The sequence below is a fragment of the Amycolatopsis rubida genome (assembly GCF_900115345.1).
Lineage (GTDB): Bacteria > Actinomycetota > Actinomycetes > Mycobacteriales > Pseudonocardiaceae > Amycolatopsis > Amycolatopsis rubida.
The window spans coordinates 1,069,268-1,085,423 of record NZ_FOWC01000002.1 but is presented as its reverse complement, the minus strand read 5'-3'; the positions used below and the strand labels follow the sequence as shown (position 1 = coordinate 1,085,423).

Below are 16,156 nucleotides of genomic sequence, written 5' to 3'. Positions count from 1 at the left end.
GTGCTTCGCGGCACCTGGCGACCACTGCCGCGAACCCCACCGCACGCTGCGCAACCGAGAAGCCCGCATTGAGGCCGCCTGAACCAAACCCCGCGCTCGCAGGTGTCCCGCTGATCGGGAGCAACTCCCACAATCCGGTCCCAGCGGCCAAACGGTCCAACCTCCAGGCAAAACACCGCCGCGTCGTTAGCATTCCGTGACCAAACCCGGACCCGGCGTATCGAGTGGGTCAGTTTCTACCCGGGTCACCGGATTAATCGGGCACACTCACTCATTCGGGTTAACAACTTCGCTATCTTGGACCCCGTGGTGCACGTAAAGTCACGCTCCGCTCAGCGGGCGAGCCTTCGGCTGGGTGCCGTGGCGGCTGCCACGGTCCTGGGGGCCGGGCTCGCCGGGGCTTACGTCGGCCTGCACCGGACGGCGGAGGCCGAGACTGCCAAGCCGGTGTCGAACGTCGCTGTCGCGCGCAGTGCCGGCGGCAACGCGGGCAACGCCAGCAGCACGGTCAGCGGCGGCGCGGGCAACACCGGCAAGTCCTCCGCGCAGCCGCCCGGGCTGCCCGATCACCCGACCCCGTTCAGCGTCAAACTGTCCTCAAAGGACATTCCGGAGAAGGGCGGCGGCGTGCGCACCGGCGGGTGCAGCGGTTCGCTGATCGCCCCGCAATGGATCGTCACCGCCGGCCACTGTTTTCACGACCTCGACGGCACGCGCGTCAGCGGCAAGCCCGGCTACACGATGACCGCCGCGATCGGGAAGCTCACCGATTCCGATCCGCGCGGGCACGTGCTGACGGTCGTGGACACGCGCCAGTCCGCGGTCAACGACCTCGCGCTGGCCAAACTGTCCGAGCCGGTCACCGACATCGAACCGCTCGCGCTGCCGGACGGTCCGCCCGATCCCGGCCAGCACACGACGTTCGTCGGCTGGGGTTCGCTGTCCTCGAAGGTCGTCGTGCAGGCCGACCACATCAAACGCGGCGACTTCCAGGTCGACCAGGTGCGCAAGAACGAGATCACCCTCGAACCGCTGAAGAAGCGCACCGTCGAGAACAGCCCATGCCCGGACGACTCGGGCTCGCCGTTCTTCGTGCCGGTCAAGGGCAAGAACACGCTGATCGCGGTCGAGAACTTCGGCCCCGACTGTCCGCAGCCCGGCATCGAAACCGCGGCGCGCGTGGACCAGCTCGTCTCGTGGATCCGGGGCGAGATCGGGTCGTGAGTGGCGATCCCGGTTAGCACCGGGATAAACACGCACGACCTCACCGGGGCAACAACGCCGCCAATTCCCGTGCGGCAGCACGCAAAGCGGGCACGAACTCCGCTAGCTGAGCAACCGTCAGCCGATAAGCCGGTGCGGCGGTGGACAACGCGGCGATCGCAGTTCCGTCCGGGGTCCGGATCGGAACGCCGACCGCGCGGATGCCTTCCTCGTGCTCCTCGTCGGCGATCGCGAAACCGCGTTCGCGCACCGCCGCGATCTCCGCCGCGAAAGCCTCTCGCCCGGTGATCGTGCGCGGGCCCAGCGCGGGCAGCTCAAGCGAAGCGACGAGCTCTTCCCGGTTCGCCGCGAACGCGACCAGGCATTTGCCCATCGAAGTGCAGTGCAACGGCCCGCGCGCGCCCGGTTCGCCCCGGATCTGCAGCCGCTGCGACCCCTGCACCGAGTGCACGTAAACCTGGTTGTGCCCGTCCAGCACGGCCAGCAGTGTCGGTTCGCCGGTCTCCGCGGACAGCTTCTGCATCACCGGCAGCGCGACGCCGGCGAACCCGCGCGCCTGCGACACCGACTGGCCAAGCTCGAACAGTCGCAGCCCCAGCGAATACCGCTTCGACACCGGGTCATTGCGCGCGAATCCCTCGCTCTGCAAGGAACTGAGCAGCCGATGCGTGGTGCTCACCGGATACCCGGCGGCGCGCGCGAGTTCGGACAGCGACACGCCCTCGGGGTAGCCGCCGAGCAGGGACAGCACCCGCAAAGCCTTGCCCACCATGTCCGCCATCGGACCCCCTTGACGTCCCGGGCGCGGCAACGCACACTGCCTCTCACCGTATTGCGGAATAGCTTTCCATATTACGGAAAGCTCGTCAAGGACTTGGGTCAGCGGCGACAGGAGTACCGGATGAACACCGTCGAGCAGGCGGGCGCGCTCGGGAGGCAGCGCTGGCTGCGGCTGATCCCGATCGTCTTCGTCACCTACAGCCTCGCCTACCTCGACCGGTCGAACTTCTCGATCGCGACTGCGGGCGGCATGGCCGAGGAACTGCACCTCACGAGCACGACGTCCGGCCTGATCGCCGCGTCCTTCTTCCTCGGCTACTTCCTGCTGCAGGTCCCGGGCGTGCTCTACGCCGACCGTCGCAGCGTGCGCAGCCTGATCTTCTGGTCGGTGCTCGCGTGGGGCGTTCTGGCGACCGCGCAGGGCCTGCTCAGTTCGGTGCCGGTGCTGATCGTGGTCCGGTTCCTGCTCGGCGCGGTGGAAGCGGCGGTGCTGCCCGCGCTCGTCGTGCTGCTCGCACGGTGGTTCACGAAGGCTGAACGCGGCCGTGCCAACGCTTTTCTGATCCTGGGCAATCCGGTCACGGTGATGTGGCTGTCGGCGGCGTCCGGTTATCTGATCGAGGCGACGTCCTGGCGCGGCATGTTCATCATCGAGGGAATTCCAGCGCTGATCTGGGCTTTCGTGTTCCGCGCGCAGGTCCGCGACCGGCCTGCCGACACTCCGTGGCTCGACCCGGCCGATCGCGACGCGGTCGAAAGCGCGATCGCCGCGGAACAGGCGCGGTTGCCGGAACCGGCTGAGCGTCCGGTGCGGGAAGTGTTGCGGTCCAAGGCGGTTCTGCTGCTGGCGGCGCAGTATCTGTTATGGAGCATCGGGGTGTACGGCTTCGTGTTCTGGCTGCCGTCGATCGTCAAGGCGGGTTCGTCGGCTGGAATCGGCGCGACCGGGTTGCTGTCGGCGATCCCGTACGCGTTCGCCGTGGTGGCGATGCTGATCAACTCGCGCGGCTCGGACCGGTCCGGGGCGCGGCGGCGGTTCGTGTGGCCGTGGCTGCTCGCCGGCGCGGTCGCGTTCTACGGTTCGTACCTCTTGGGCAAGCAGCACTTCTGGTGGGCGTTCGTGCTGCTGGCGATCGCCGCGGTGGCCTTGTACGCGCCGTACGGTCCGTTCTTCGCGATGATTTCCGAACTCCTGCCGCAGCGGACCGCCGGGGTGGCGGTAGCCGTGGTCAACGCCGCCGGCGCGCTCGGCGGGTTCCTCGGGACCTACCTGGTCGGCTGGCTCGAATCCGCCACCGGCAGCACGGCTGCCGCGTTCCTGATGCTGGCGGGGACAATGGCCGCAGCCGCGGTGCTGGTGCTCGCGGTTCCGGTGAAGACGAAGGAAAGGCGAGCATGACCGCGCGTGTACTGGTGCCCTGGTCCGACATTTCCGTTCCGGCCGAACTGAACGCGGTCGGGTGGGACGGCCGCGGCGCCCCGCCGGACGGCCTCGACGACGTCGAGTTCTACGTCCTGCCCTACGACCAAGGCCCGGCGGCGGCGAAGCTCATCCCGGAACTGCCGTCACTGCGCGCGGTCCAGACGCTTTCCGCCGGCTACGACAATCTGCTGCCGCTCGTCCCGTCCGGGGTGCAGCTGGCGAACGGCCGGGGCCTGCACGATCTCAGTGTCGCCGAGCACGCGCTCGCGCTCATCCTTGCCGCGCAACGGTATTTCCCGCGTTGGTTCGCGCAGCAGCAGGCCGGTTCGTGGAACCGGGTGCACACGCGCTCGCTCGCCGACTGCCGCGTCCTGCTGGTCGGCTACGGCTCGATCGGCCGCGCCATCGAGCGGTACCTGGAGGCTGGCGAGGCCGAGGTGGTCCGGGTCGCCAGCACCGCTCGCTCCGGCGTGCACGGCATCGCCGAACTGCCGGAGCTCCTGCCGACCGCGGACATCGTGGTGCTGGTCCTGCCCGACACCCCGCAGACGCGCGGTCTCTTCGGCACCGCGGAACTGGCCCTGCTGCCGGACACGGCGCTGGTGGTGAACGTCGGCCGCGGCACCGCCGTGGACACCGGCGCGCTCACCGCCGAGGTCTCCGCCGGTCGCCTGCGCGCCGCGCTCGACGTCGTCGACCCGGAGCCGCTGCCCGCCGACCATCCCCTGTGGACCCTTGACGGAGCGATCATCACCCCGCACATCGCCGGCGGCTCGGACTCGTTCTACCCGCGCGCGAAGCGGCTGGCCGAACGGCAGCTCGCGCACTACGCGAAGGGCGAGCCGCTGGAGAACCTGGTCAACTGAGCACGGCCGCGATGGCGGGCTGGTAGGCGGTGACCTGGCCGGGCGTCCAGTGCCCGGCCAGGTCGTGCGTGACGATCCGGTAGACGAGCGCGCGGATCAGCAGCTGCCGCCATTCCGGCAGCTGCGCCCAGCGGCCGATCAGGCCGGGGGTCGCGTCGTACCAGCACAACGCGTCGGCGACCGCCACCGCGGCGGCCCAAGCCGGGGGACGCCAGTAGACCGCCCAGTCGATCACTGCGGGCGGCTGTCCCGGCGCGAACAGGACGTTGCCGGGAAGATCGCCGTGCACCGCCTGCGCGGCCGACTCGACCGGACGGCGCGCATCGAGCAACGGGCGGAGGAGGCTGTGCGCGGTCTCCGAGCCTTCGGGCGGCAGTTCCGCCCAGGCGATCCGGTCTCCGATGGCCCACGGATCGATACGGAAATCGAGGAAGCCCGGACGCGGCAGCCGGGCGATCGCCTGATGGAACGCGATCCCGGCCCGGATCACGTCGTCGGGCCGGGAAGTGTCCGGGCGGCCGGTGACCAGCCGGCTCGCCTCCCAGCCGAGCGACGGCTGTCCGGCGGATGTCCCGTTCCCGGCAATCCATTCCCCGTCGCGAGCCCGCAGCGGACGCGCGATCCGGAACTCCGCCGACTCCGCCACCTCGGCGAGCGCTGCCGCCCGCCACCGCGTTTCCGGAGCGAACTCCACCGGTTTCAGCACGATGTCCCCGGCGCGCCAGGTGCCGCCTTTCCCGCCTTCCAGCCGGACCGGGACCTCGGCACAGCCGAACGCGGCCAGTACGTCCGCCGGAGGTTGCTTGTGCACCGTTCCGTGCCCTTTCTCTCGGGTTTCCGCAGCTCCTTGCATATTTACCCAGAGCAACGCAAGGGGAAGAACGACTCCGACTGGTGGTACTAAAGCGCCTTCAGGGGACCACTCACGGTGCGCATGTGAGCCCTGTGTATGCTTCGCCATCGCTTGACTGGGTGGATTCTTCACCCGAATTGGTGGCCGTCGTGGTCGGGGAGATGTGGTCTCACGCGGTCCGTCGTTCGTGTTCGGGACTGGATGGGAGAAAGCATGCACGGCAGGTCAATTCTGGTCCGGGGAGGGGCTGCGGTGGCGTCCGCGGCAGCGGCGCTCATGATCGCCGCGCCGGTCGCCCTCGCGGACGACAACGCCCCCTCGGCGCGCAGCGGCGCGGCCTCGGGCACCTTGGAACGCGGCGGTGCGTCGGGCTTCGACGTCAACATCGCCGGCAAGGGCAAGGTCCAGACGACGCTGTTCAACCTGAAGCTGTCCGACGGCGCCGTCTCGAAGATGTACTGCGTGCAGATCGAGGTCAATGCGCGGTTCGGCGAGACCATGGTCGAACACGGCTGGAACGACTACCCCGACGCGAAGTCGCCGTTCCGCAAGAACAACAAGAACATCAACTGGGTGCTGCACCACAGCTACCCGTCCGAGGACGTCGCGTCCCTCGAGAAGACGCTGACCGACAAGGGTGCCAAGCTCCACGACGGTCTGTCCACGAAGGAAGCGCTGACCGCGACCCAGGCCGCGGTGTGGCACTACAGCGACGCGAAGGACCTCGACGAGAAGAACCCGCTGGGCAACGGCTCCGCGGACGAGGCGGCCGACGTTCTCGCGCTGTACAACTACCTGACCGGTGACGCCAACACCGGCGTCGAGGAGACGAAGCCGGCGCTGAGCATCACTCCGGCCAAGGCGACCGGCGAAGCGGGCACGAAGATCGGCCCGTTTACCGTCGCGACCACCGGCAGCGTCACCGACTTCACGAGCAAGCTCCCCGAGGGCGTGAAGGTCGTCGGCGAGAACGGCGAGGAGATCAAGTCCTCGGCGATCAAGAACGGCACGAAGCTGTTCCTGGACGTCCCGAAGGACGCGAAGCCCGGCACTGCCGAACTCGCGATCAAGGCCGCGGGCGACGTCAACACCGGTCGTCTGTTCGTGGCCAAGAACTACGACGACAACCCGGCGCAGTCGCTGATCGTGGCGCAGTCGCAGAAGAGCGGCGTCCAGGCCGCCGCGACCGGCACCTGGACCGAAACGGGCCCGGTCACCACCGCGCCCGCGACGACCGCCCCCGCGGCCGGCGGCAACAACTCGGGCCAGACCCCGCTGGCGAACACCGGCGTGAACGCCGCCCTGCCCATCGGCATCGGCGCAGCCCTGGTGATCGCGGGCGGCGCGATGATCCTGGTGGTTCGCCGCCGTCGCAGCAACGCCTGATCTAACGCATACCCTGCTTCAGCAACGGGCCGGTCCTCTGCGGACCGGCCCGTTTTGCGTCCCCGCCCCGCCCTCCGCTAGGTACGTGAGGGCCACCCCGCACGACCAGTAACGGGTCCGTGCCGGGCCCTTCACGGACAGCTGGCCCCCCACGGGAAACCGCAGCCGGTGCACCCAGTGAACGGTGCACCCACACCGCCCCCGCACCCCGATACGAAGCCAAAATGCGGTCTTGAGGATGCTTGTCAAGGCATCTTTCCCGCCTTGACAAGCACCCTCAAACCGTCAGCACAATCAAGCTTCGGGGTGCCCCACCGCACGACCGACCCGCGATGTGCGAAGCACGAGCCGGGTCAGTTCACACAAGTAACCCCATCAGCAGTAATCTCCGGCACACTCCCGGTGCCCTCAGCATTCCCAGCAGGAGGCTCCATCACCGCCGGAGCCGAAGCCGGATGCACCCCGGAATCATCCGAATACTTCTGCCCCAAATAAACCCGGAAATGATCCTTGTCCAAAGAACTGTCCGAAGCCACCGCAACCCCGCCCAGTTTCGTGGCAATAGCCTCAGCCTGGCTACGCTGCCCCCGACCGTAATAAACAGTAGAAGTCCGCCGAGTGGCACTGTTCGCCACGGATCCCCGCTGGTACCCGGCAGCAGCAAGCTTGTCCGCCACCCGATTGGCCAACCCGTCCGCCCCGGACGAGTTGCGCACATCCACCACATAGGACGCCAGCGCGGGATCCCCGGCAGCCGAAGACGGCGGCGCGGAAGTCGCGGCCCCGGTCTGTTCCCGTACGAACTTCTGCACCTGCTGAGGATCCACCTGCACCGCATCGCCGTCATTGGGCGTCTTCAACGTAATACTGACCACCGGCACGGTAACGAAGTTGATGCTCCCGGCACTCATCCCGTGCAGCTGCTGCGCAAACCCGAGCAAATCCCAGTTGGTATCAACAACGACAGCCTTCTTGACCGACCCGATCAACGCATCCAACTTGCCTGGGTCGGTAAGCGTCCCAGCGGAAAGAATAGTCTTGGCCATACTGGCCATGAAAACTTGCTGCCGCTTGATCCGATCCAGGTCCCCATTAGGCAACCCATGCCGCTGCCGAACAAACTGCAACGCCTGTGCCCCGGCAACATTCTGCGGTCCGGCCGCAAAATTCGCCCCAGAGTAGGAATCCCGAACCGGAGCCTTAAGGCAAACCGGAACCCCGCCAACGGCCTGGCTAACGTAGTAGAACCCAGCCAGATTAACCGCGGCGTAATGCGTAATGGTCAACCCCGTCAGCTGTTGAACGGTCTCAATCGCCGTCTTGGCCCCAGCCTGAGCCGAGTCTGTCTCCAGTGGGGCCCCGGACTCCCCCTGAGCCTTCAGCTCGTTCTTCCGGGCAGTCTGCCCATAGGTGTAAGCCGAGTTGATCTTGTGCTTCCCGAACTTCCCGGCAAGCTGGACATACGAGTCACGCGGGATCGAGATGGCCGTGGCGTTTCCGCCGCCTGCCGGGATGTGCACGACGATCATCGTGTCCGTCGTGTCGCCGCCGTCCTCGGCACCGCCCGCGTGCAGTTGGTCGAGCACATCCTCGGGCAGCGGATTGCCCTCCGCGTCGGTGCGCGTGTCGAGGCCGACCATCAGGATGTTCTGCTCGTCCATCGGCGAGTTCGAACCGGAGCCGATCACATCGGACCTGGTCAGGCCGTCGGTGATCTGGTTCAGCTTCGACCACGCGAACGCGGTGCCGCCGAGGACCAGCAGCGAAACTACGGCCAGGAGCACCTGGGCGACGCGGAGCGCGCTGGAAGTCTTGCGACGCATCGGGGTTCCTCTTCCTGCCACATCCGGTGGTCGAAAGACCCACGGTAGCGGGCGTCTCACCTGGACGGGTTACCGCTTCCCCCAAATTGCGGAGAGGGTGCCCGGAATGCCGGACCGAGGGTGCATCTCCGCGGGCGGCCCGGCCTCGACTCTGATTCTACAGCGATGTAGTTTTACTACAAACATGTAGAGGTAGAAAGAGGTGCCCGATGGCCCGCGTGGTGATCGTGTCCGCCCGGATCGGAGCGGGACACGACGGTGCCGCCAGGGAGCTGGACCGGTGGTTTTCCGGCCGCGGCGCGCACGTCGTCAGAGCCGATTTCCTGGATCTGCTGCCGGGAAGACTCGGCGAGCTGCTCTGCGGCGCCTACCGCCAGCAGCTGAACACGGTCCCGCGCAGCTGGGACTGGCTGCTCAGCGCATTGGGCGCCCCCGCGCTGGCTGGTGCCGCCCGCCGGTTCGCCGGCCTCGCCACGCCCCGGCTGCGCGAACTGCTGGGGGAGGACACTGATGTCGTCGTGTCGACCTATCCGCTCGCCACGCTCGCGGTCGCCCGGCTGCGGCGGTCGCACGAACTGACCGCGCCGCTGGTCGTCTACCTCACCGACCCGTCGGTGCACCGGCTGTGCGTGAGTCCGGACGCGACGCTCACCGTCGCTCCCAACGAAACCGCCGCCCGCCAAGCCCAAGCGCTCGGAGCCGATCGCACGCTCGTCTCGCGTCCGCTGGTCGCGCCCGCCTTCCGGCCCGCGGCCGGAATCGCCGAACGGCTGCGGCTCCGGCTCGCCTTCGGCCTTCCGCACGACGGCCCGCTCGCGTTGATCGTGGCCGGATCCTGGGGCGTCGGCCAAATCGGACAGACCGCCGGCGACCTTCTCGCGACCGGACTCATCGAGCCGGTCGTAGTGTGCGGGCGCAACGAAGCGCTGGCGGAAAAACTGCGGAAAACCGGACACCGGCACGTATTCGGCTGGGTCGACCGGATGCCGGAACTGATGCGCGCGTGCGACGTCGTGGTGCAGAACGCGGGCGGGTTGACGACGTCGGAGGCGCTCGCGACCGGCCTTCCCGTGCTGACCTACCGTTGCCTGCCCGGCCACGGCCGAGCCAACGCCGCCGTGCTGCACAATGACGGCATCGTCCCGTGGGTCCGTTCGCCGAGCGAGCTGGCCGAGGCACTGGAGTGGTTGCTGCCCCGACCGGTCAAGGCGGCCGGATGATCCGCGGTCTCGCCGCGGCAGCCCTTGTGCACGGAGCACCAGCCGCGTTCTTCGTACCGCAGCTGAGAACGCCCCGGCTTGCCGGACGAGGCGAGTTTGGCCACGTGGCATTGACCTTCGACGACGGCCCGAAACCGGAGTCAACGCCGCGATTCCTGCGAGTGCTCGAAAAACTGGACGTCCGTGCGACCTTCTTCGTGCTAGGCCGGGAACTGGCCGCCGCGCCGGAACTAGGCCAGGAGATCGCCGCGGCGGGGCACGAGATCGCAGTGCACGGCTGGGATCACCGCTGCTTCCTGCGCCGCTCGCCGAAGGCCCTTCACGACGAACTGGCGCACACCGTCGACCTGATCGAACTCGTCACCGGCACGCGACCACAGTGGCTGCGCGCGCCGTACGGAGTGTTCAGCGCGAGTGCCTTGGTCTCGGCACGAACGCTCGGACTTCAGCCCGTTTTATGGAGTACCTGGGGATTCGACTGGACCAGTCGCGCCACTCCGCGCTCAGTCGTGCGCACCGTGTGCCGAAAACTGACCGGCGGCGGCACGATTCTGCTGCACGACTCCGACGTCGCCGCCGCGCCGGGAGCGTGGCGATCAGCGCTCGGCGCAGTCCCGGTGCTGGTGTCGGAATGCCGGGAGCGCGGACTCGCCGTGGGTCCCCTGCGCGAGCACGCAAGCGGCGTGCTGCGCGGTCTCGAGTCCGGAGTGGAGATCGGTCGCCGCGTCGAGCGTGCTGGCCGCTGACCAGGTGCACGCGCCGAGCACGACCGCCACCGCCACGGCCGCCAACGGATTCCGCCGCGAACCGGACGGCGGGGCGGAAAGCAGTGCACGCACGCGTTGCGGCACCGGTCCGCCGGTCGCGGCAAGCGCGAGCGACGGCTGGGACCGGCTGGCCAGTGCGGCCTTCGCGACCGCCGTGGCCACCAGTTTCCGGTCGCCGAGGCGGTCCGCGGCCGCTTCGTCCGCCCAGCGTTCGAGTGCGAACCGGGCCGCCGAGCCGAGCGGTCGTAGCACCGGGTTGACCGTGGTCGCGACCGTCACGATCGCGGCGAAAACGTGGTGCCGCAGCCGCAGATGTGCGCGTTCATGCGCAAGCAGTGCGCGGCGTTCCTGGGGTTCCAGCACCGCGAGCATCCCGCTGGACACCGCGATCCGGCCGCCGCCTCCAGCCACCGCGAACGCGACCGGTTCCGCACCCGGCAGCAGAACGAAGCCAGCCTCGCGGGTGTGCGTGTTCAGCTCGGCGTGCACCTTCCGGTGCCAACGTGCGTGCCGCATCGCCGCCCGCGTCAACGCGACAGCGGTGACGACGAGCGCGACCCCGCTGACGATCGCCAGCGGCAGGTTCACCGCGTCGGCTCCGTGGAACGCGATCGCGGAGAAATCGCCCAGCTCGCCGACAAACGGCAACTGCGCGAGACCCGCCGCCGCGAGGACCGCGAGCGTCGCCGTGCTGCCGACGGCGAGCACCAGCGCGGAACCGGCGAGCAGCCAGCTGCCGAGCCGCGGCGGCAATCGGGGTGCGATCCAGCGCGCCACCGGCCAGGACGCCAGCGGCAGCAGCAGCGGAGCGAGCAGGTCGGGGTTCACGGTCAGCCGCCGTTCTGGCGCAGCAGGTCGCGCAGCACGGCCTCGTCCGATTCGGACAGGTTCGACACGAATTTCGCCAGCACGCTGGACCGGTCCGCTTCGGCGTCGAGCACCTTGCTCATCCGGCGGGCGGCGAGCCCGGGTTCGTCGTCGGCGGCGCGGTAGGTGAACGAGCGGCCCTGCTTCTCCCGGGTTGCCACGCCCTTCTCGAACAGCCGGGACAGGATCGTGACGACGGTGGTGTAGGCCAGCCCGCCGCCGATCCGCTCCTGCACGCCGGCGGCCGACATCGGCTCGTCGGATTCCCACAGCACCGCGAGCACCTCGGCCTCCAGCTCGCCGGGAGCCCGCCGGGCACTCTCGCCCCGTCCGTTGCGCATGCCCCAAATTCTACCTGCTTGTCGAAGCAGTTCAGTCAGCTACTACGTTCATGTAGAATTTCGACAGTTATGTAGTAATTGGAGGTGGGGCATGCTCGACCCGAAGTGGCTGCTGGCCGCGTTCGGCCCGCTCGGCGTCTTCGCGGTGATGTTCGCCGAGACCGGCCTGCTCGTGGGCTTTTTCCTGCCCGGCGACTCGCTGTTGTTCACCGCGGGGGTGCTGGCAGCCTCGTCGAAGCTGCACCTGCCGCTCGCGGCCGTCATCGTCGCAGCGGCGGCCGGAGCGCTGCTCGGTGCGCAGACCGGGTATGTCCTCGGCCGGCGCGGCGGCGGCGCGCTGCTCGCCCGGGTGCGCAGCAAGCACCTGCACGAGGGCGTCGCGCGCGGATCGGCGCTGCTCACCCGGTACGGACTCGGCAAGGCGGTAGTGCTGGCGCGGTTCATCCCGGTGGTCCGGACCGTGTTGAACCCGCTCGTCGGCATCGCCGGGATGCCCGCCGCGAAGTTCGCGTTGTGGCAGGTGCTCGGCGGTCTGCTGTGGACGGTCGGGGTGACGCTGGCCGGGTACGCGCTGGGAGCGTCGGTGCCCAACATCGACACGTACCTGCTGCCGATCATCGCTGTCGTGGTGCTGCTTTCGCTGAGCCCGCTGCTGGTCGAACTCGTCCGCGCACGCCGGAGCGTGCCGCGATGATCGACGCTGGCTGGTATCGCGATGTCACGGATTTCGCCTGGTCACAGCACTGGCTGGCGGGAATCGCGACGACGTTCAGCGAGTACGGGGTGTTCCTGGTGGTGCCGGTGATCCTCGCGGTGCTCTGGCGGGCGCGGACCAGGGGACCGGCGGCGCTGGCGGCCGCGGCGTGGGTGCCGATCGCGATCGCGGTGGCGCTCGCCGTGGACACCGTGCTGAAGTCGGTGTTCGCCGAGGTCCGGCCGTGCCGCGTGGTTCCGGGGGTGCACACGCTGCTGCCCTGCGACCCGCCGGCTGACTACGCCTTTCCCAGCAACCACACGGTCATCGTCGCCGCGTTCGCGGTGGCGTTGTTGCTGGTCAACCGCAAATGGGGACTCTGGGCGCTCGTTTTCGCGGTGCTGATGGGGATTTCGCGGGTGTACGTCGGGGCGCATTATCCGCACGACGTGCTAGCGGGATTCGTGGTCGGTGCCGGGATCGGGGCACTCGGGCTCGTGGTCGGCGAACGGCTGGCGAAGATGGCGGTTCGGCTGAGCCTGGCCGGGCACCGATGAGCTCTAAACTGGCTTTGTGCAAAGGGAAACGGGCGTCGCCTTGGTCACCGGCAGTTCGCGCGGGATCGGCCGGGCCATCGCGGAACGACTCGGCGCGGACGGGTTTTCCGTCGCGCTCAACTACCGCTCCGATCAGGACTCGGCCGAGGCCGTCGTCGCCAAGATCCGCGCGGACGGCGGGCGGGCAGTCGCCCTGCGCGCGGACGTCACTGACGACGCCGAGCTACGTGGCCTTTTCGACCGCGCGGAACAGGAATTCGGCGGCCTCGACGTGGTCGTCGCCAACGTGGGGATCGCCCGGTTCGTGCCGCTCGCCGAGGCCTCCGACGAGATCTTCGACCTGATCTTCACCACGAACCTGCGGCCCACCTTCGTGTCCTTGCGCGAGGCGGCCCGGCGAGTGCGCGACGGCGGCCGGATCGTCGTGGTGTCGAGCGGAGTGGTCCAGACGGCCCGGCCCGGCACCGGGATCTACGGTGCCGCGAAAGCAGCCGGAGACCAGTTCGTGCGGGTGCTGGCTAAGGAACTCGGCCCGCGCGGCGTGACGGTGAACAGTGTGCTGCCGGGCGCGGTCCGCACCGACGCGCTCCTCGCCGACGGGCCGCCCGGGGTGGTCGAGTACAGCGCGAGCCAGACGCCGCTCGGCCGGATCGCCGAACCCGGCGACATCGCGGACATCGTGGGGTTCCTGGCCTCGGAGCGGGCCCGCTGGGTCACCGGCCAGACGGTGCACGCGGGCGGCGGGCAGTTCTGACCCGGCGAGTTGTCGAGACGGACAAGGTCGTCTGTGCCGCGTCACTCGGTTACCCCGCCCGAGTGGCGATGCCGGGTGCGCTCGCCCGTCCGTGGTTAGGATGCGCTCGGACGGTCACCGGGCGAGAAGGGGTGCGCGAGCGTGCAAGCGGGGGACCTTGAACCGCCGGGGCCGCAGGCCGTTTCCGCACCGTTGACCAGGGCGGCGATCTTCCTGATGGTCCAGGTCGAGGCCGGTGCCGAGCAGACCGCGAAAGACCTGCTCGCCGACTTGGCCGGGCTGCAGCGCGCGGTCGGTTTCCGTGCCGCCGGGGCCGGGCTGACCTGTGTCGCCGGGATCTCCTCGGCGGCGTGGGACCGGATCTACGGCGGCCCGCGGCCCGCCGAGCTGCACGAGCTGCCGGTTTTCTCCGGCGAGAAGCACACGAGCGTCCGCACCGCCGAGGCCGACCTGCTGTTCCACCTCCGTGCCGAGCGGCTCGACCTGTGCTTCGAGCTGGAATCGCTGATCATGGACCGGCTGCGCGGTTCGGTGAAGGTGCTCGACGAGGTGCAGGGCTTCCGGTACTTCGACGCGCGCGACGTGCTCGGCTTCGTCGACGGCACGGAGAACCCGACCGGCAACGGCGTCAACCAGGCGGTGCTGGTGGACGACGACGAACCGTTCAACCGGGGCAGCTATGTGGTCGTGCAGAAGTATCTGCACGACATGGGGGCGTGGAACGCGCTCACCACCGAACAGCAGGAACTGGTGATCGGACGGCGCAAACTGTCCGATGTGGAGATGTCGGACGAGGAAAAGCCCGCCGACGCGCACATCGCGCTCAACGTGATCACCGACGACGAGGGCAACGAACTCGACATCCTGCGCGACAACATGCCGTTCGGCCGTCCGGGGCACGACGAGTTCGGCACCTATTTCATCGGCTACACCAAATCTCCGGCGGTGATCGAGAAAATGCTGGAGAACATGTTCGTCGGGTCGCCGCCGGGCACCTACGACCGGATTCTCGACTTCTCCACGCCGCACACCGGCGCGCTGTTCTACGTGCCGACCGCGGACTTCCTCGAAGATCCGCCGGACGCCCCGCCCGAGCCGGAACCACCGGCTGCCGCGACGCCCGCCGGGACGTCGCTGGGCATCGGAAGCCTGCGAAGGAGCATTCGGTCATGAACAACCTGCATCGCGAACTCGCCCCGATCTCCGCCGCCGCGTGGGCGGACCTGGAGGAGGAGGCGAAGCGCACCTTCGCCGAGTTCGCCGCGGCGCGCCGAGTGGTCGACGTCGTCGTCACCGATGACCCGGCGCTCGCCGCGATCGGCACCGGACGCCGCGAGCGCGTCGGCGGCAAGTTCGACGGCGTCGCGACGAGCCTGCGCACGGCACAGCGGATCGTGGAGCTGCGGGTGCCGTTCACGGTCTCGCGCGAGGAAGTCGATTCGGTCGAGTGGGGCGCGAAAGACGCGGACTGGCAGCCGGTGAAGGACGCCGCGCAGCAGATCGCGTACGCCGAGGACCGGATCGTGCTCGACGGTTTCGCCGAAGCGGGCATCACCGGGATCCGGCCGGCTTCGTCGTTGTCGCCGATCGCGCTGCCGTCGGAGGCCCCGAGCTATCCGAAGGCGATCGGAGACGCGATCGCCGAACTGCGCGACGCGGGCGTGGCCGGGCCGTACACCGTCCTGCTCAGCGACGACGAGTTCACCGCCGCGTACGAGGCGGCCAACCACGGTTATCCGGTGCTGGAACACCTGAAGCAGATCGTGGACGGCGAACTCATCCGCACGCCCGCGATCAGCGGCGCCTGTGTCCTGTCCACCCGCGGCGGCGACTACGAGCTCCACTTCGGACAGGATCTGTCCATCGGGTACTCCAGCCACGACGCGTCCACTGTGGAGCTGTACTTCTACGAGACGCTGACCTTCCTGGTCAACACCGCCGAAGCGGGGATCGGGCTGACTGCCTGAGGCGTTACCTGATCATGCGGTCTTGTTACGCGGCGCGGACGTTCGCCGAACCCTCCGGGGACACCCGCTCGCGATAGTTGCGGCGTGCTGCGGAACAAGATCAAACCAGTGTTGCTCGCGCTGCCCGCGGTCGTCGTCGCCGGGTGCTCCGGTCTCCCGGCGCTCGACGGCGATCCAGACCACGACCCGGCTCAGGGCGGCGCCCCGGAAGGCGTCACGCTCACGCCCTTCGACACGAGCTACCCCGCGGTCGGGAATCTCGATCCGGCGCTGCGGAAAGCGTTGCAGGAGGCGGCAACCGACGCTCGTCAGCGCAAAGTGGACATGCACATCGCGTCGGGCTGGCGGACGAAGGAGTATCAGCAGAAGCTGCTCGACGGCGGCATCGAAAAGTACGGCAGCCTGGAAGAGGCGCGGAAGTTCGTGAACACGCCGGAAAAGTCGACGCACGTGTCCGGCAAGGCCGTCGATGTCGCCCCCACCCGAGCCGCCGACTGGCTCATCCAGCACGGCGAGAAATACGGTCTGTGCCAGGTGTACGCGAACGAGATGTGGCACTTCGAACTGCTGACCACCCCAGGCGGAACGTGCCCGCCTGCCCGCACGGACGCCGCCGGTTAGCCGTCCGCGCGGG

At 68.6% G+C, this 16,156-nt stretch carries 16 protein-coding genes and 1 pseudogene; 12 read left to right on the top strand and 5 right to left on the bottom strand.

Annotated features, from left to right (window positions below):
• Positions 1-360: 360 nt before the first annotated feature.
• Complete coding sequence (locus BM362_RS13990; protein ID WP_167545285.1) at positions 361-1,224, top strand: S1 family peptidase; 864 nt, start codon at positions 361-363, stop codon at positions 1,222-1,224.
• Between the two features lie 40 nt (positions 1,225-1,264).
• On the opposite strand, the gene BM362_RS13985 is transcribed toward BM362_RS13990, so the two are convergent.
• Positions 1,265-2,005, bottom strand: a complete 741-nt coding sequence (locus BM362_RS13985; protein WP_067575763.1) for an IclR family transcriptional regulator — start codon at positions 2,003-2,005, stop codon at positions 1,265-1,267.
• 120 nt (positions 2,006-2,125) lie between these two features.
• Here BM362_RS13985 and BM362_RS13980 point away from each other — a divergent pair, with 120 nt between their 5' ends.
• Together BM362_RS13980 and BM362_RS13975 are read left to right on the top strand one after the other, a co-directional pair.
• Entirely contained in the window at positions 2,126-3,403 is a 1,278-nt protein-coding gene (locus BM362_RS13980) for an MFS transporter (RefSeq protein WP_093573345.1), read from the top strand.
• On the top strand, positions 3,400-4,293 hold the full coding sequence (locus BM362_RS13975; protein WP_093573344.1) for a 2-hydroxyacid dehydrogenase: 894 nt from the start codon (positions 3,400-3,402) through the stop codon (positions 4,291-4,293). Before BM362_RS13980 ends, BM362_RS13975 begins: the two co-directional genes overlap by 4 nt.
• Here BM362_RS13975 and BM362_RS13970 read toward each other — a convergent pair.
• Positions 4,286-5,104, bottom strand: a complete 819-nt coding sequence (locus tag BM362_RS13970; protein ID WP_093573343.1) for a TIGR02569 family protein — start codon at positions 5,102-5,104, stop codon at positions 4,286-4,288. The two genes, BM362_RS13975 and BM362_RS13970, sit on opposite strands and share 8 nt — an antisense overlap.
• 294 nt (positions 5,105-5,398) lie before the next feature.
• Here BM362_RS13970 and BM362_RS13965 point away from each other — a divergent pair, with 294 nt between their 5' ends.
• Positions 5,399-6,532 carry a thioester domain-containing protein gene (locus BM362_RS13965; RefSeq protein ID WP_232791462.1) on the top strand — a complete coding sequence of 378 codons (1,134 nt, stop codon included), beginning with the start codon at positions 5,399-5,401 and terminating at the stop codon, positions 6,530-6,532.
• Between the two features lie 353 nt (positions 6,533-6,885).
• Here the strand turns inward: BM362_RS13965 and BM362_RS13960 are convergent, their stop codons facing one another.
• Positions 6,886-8,355 (bottom strand): LCP family protein, encoded by a 1,470-nt coding sequence (locus tag BM362_RS13960; protein WP_093573342.1) that lies wholly within the window; start codon positions 8,353-8,355, stop codon positions 6,886-6,888.
• A gap of 209 nt (positions 8,356-8,564) precedes the next feature.
• Here BM362_RS13960 and BM362_RS13955 point away from each other — a divergent pair, with 209 nt between their 5' ends.
• Positions 8,565-9,575, top strand: coding sequence for a glycosyltransferase (locus BM362_RS13955; RefSeq protein WP_093573341.1), 1,011 nt, complete (start codon positions 8,565-8,567; stop codon positions 9,573-9,575).
• Positions 9,572-10,015 (top strand): annotated as a pseudogene (locus tag BM362_RS48205) (polysaccharide deacetylase family protein); the annotation flags it as partial. The gene BM362_RS13955 and the pseudogene BM362_RS48205, both read left to right, overlap by 4 nt.
• A gap of 156 nt (positions 10,016-10,171) precedes the next feature.
• Here BM362_RS48205 and BM362_RS13945 read toward each other — a convergent pair.
• Together BM362_RS13945 and BM362_RS13940 are read right to left on the bottom strand one after the other, a co-directional pair.
• A complete protein-coding gene (locus tag BM362_RS13945; protein WP_067575776.1) occupies positions 10,172-11,170 on the bottom strand; it encodes a M56 family metallopeptidase in 999 nt (332 codons plus the stop codon).
• 2 nt (positions 11,171-11,172) lie between these two features.
• Positions 11,173-11,550 carry a BlaI/MecI/CopY family transcriptional regulator gene (locus BM362_RS13940; protein ID WP_043828018.1) on the bottom strand — a complete coding sequence of 126 codons (378 nt, stop codon included), beginning with the start codon at positions 11,548-11,550 and terminating at the stop codon, positions 11,173-11,175.
• 91 nt (positions 11,551-11,641) lie between these two features.
• Between BM362_RS13940 and BM362_RS13935 the strand changes: the two genes are divergently transcribed.
• From BM362_RS13935 to BM362_RS13910, 6 genes are all read left to right on the top strand, one after another.
• Entirely contained in the window at positions 11,642-12,244 is a 603-nt protein-coding gene (locus tag BM362_RS13935; protein WP_067575778.1) for a DedA family protein, read from the top strand.
• Positions 12,241-12,801, top strand: a complete 561-nt coding sequence (locus BM362_RS13930) for a phosphatase PAP2 family protein (RefSeq protein WP_093573339.1) — start codon at positions 12,241-12,243, stop codon at positions 12,799-12,801. The genes BM362_RS13935 and BM362_RS13930 overlap by 4 nt, the downstream gene beginning before the upstream one ends.
• Before the next feature lie 16 nt (positions 12,802-12,817).
• The gene (locus tag BM362_RS13925; RefSeq protein ID WP_067575783.1) at positions 12,818-13,555 is read left to right on the top strand and encodes an SDR family oxidoreductase; all 738 of its coding nucleotides are present in this window, start codon (positions 12,818-12,820) and stop codon (positions 13,553-13,555) included.
• 141 nt (positions 13,556-13,696) lie between these two features.
• On the top strand, positions 13,697-14,728 hold the full coding sequence (locus BM362_RS13920) for a Dyp-type peroxidase (RefSeq protein ID WP_093573338.1): 1,032 nt from the start codon (positions 13,697-13,699) through the stop codon (positions 14,726-14,728).
• Complete coding sequence (locus BM362_RS13915; RefSeq protein ID WP_067575787.1) at positions 14,725-15,522, top strand: family 1 encapsulin nanocompartment shell protein; 798 nt, start codon at positions 14,725-14,727, stop codon at positions 15,520-15,522. The genes BM362_RS13920 and BM362_RS13915 overlap by 4 nt, the downstream gene beginning before the upstream one ends.
• Positions 15,523-15,606: 84 nt before the next feature.
• Positions 15,607-16,143, top strand: a complete 537-nt coding sequence (locus BM362_RS13910; protein ID WP_093573337.1) for a M15 family metallopeptidase — start codon at positions 15,607-15,609, stop codon at positions 16,141-16,143.
• Positions 16,144-16,156 lie beyond the last annotated feature (13 nt).

Excerpts from the sequence above, each read along its gene's own strand:
- BM362_RS13975 (WP_093573344.1), top strand. The coding sequence starts at position 3,400 with ATGACCGCGCGTGTACTGGTGCCCTGGTCCGACATTTCCGTTCCGGCC.
- BM362_RS13935 (WP_067575778.1), top strand. The coding sequence starts at position 11,642 with ATGCTCGACCCGAAGTGGCTGCTGGCCGCGTTCGGCCCGCTCGGCGTC.
- BM362_RS13955 (WP_093573341.1), top strand. The coding sequence starts at position 8,565 with ATGGCCCGCGTGGTGATCGTGTCCGCCCGGATCGGAGCGGGACACGAC.
- BM362_RS13930 (WP_093573339.1), top strand. The coding sequence starts at position 12,241 with ATGATCGACGCTGGCTGGTATCGCGATGTCACGGATTTCGCCTGGTCA.
- BM362_RS13980 (WP_093573345.1), top strand. The coding sequence starts at position 2,126 with ATGAACACCGTCGAGCAGGCGGGCGCGCTCGGGAGGCAGCGCTGGCTG.
- BM362_RS13940 (WP_043828018.1), bottom strand. The coding sequence starts at position 11,550 with ATGCGCAACGGACGGGGCGAGAGTGCCCGGCGGGCTCCCGGCGAGCTG.
- BM362_RS13985 (WP_067575763.1), bottom strand. The coding sequence starts at position 2,005 with ATGGCGGACATGGTGGGCAAGGCTTTGCGGGTGCTGTCCCTGCTCGGC.
- BM362_RS13960 (WP_093573342.1), bottom strand. The coding sequence starts at position 8,355 with ATGCGTCGCAAGACTTCCAGCGCGCTCCGCGTCGCCCAGGTGCTCCTG.
- BM362_RS13915 (WP_067575787.1), top strand. The coding sequence starts at position 14,725 with ATGAACAACCTGCATCGCGAACTCGCCCCGATCTCCGCCGCCGCGTGG.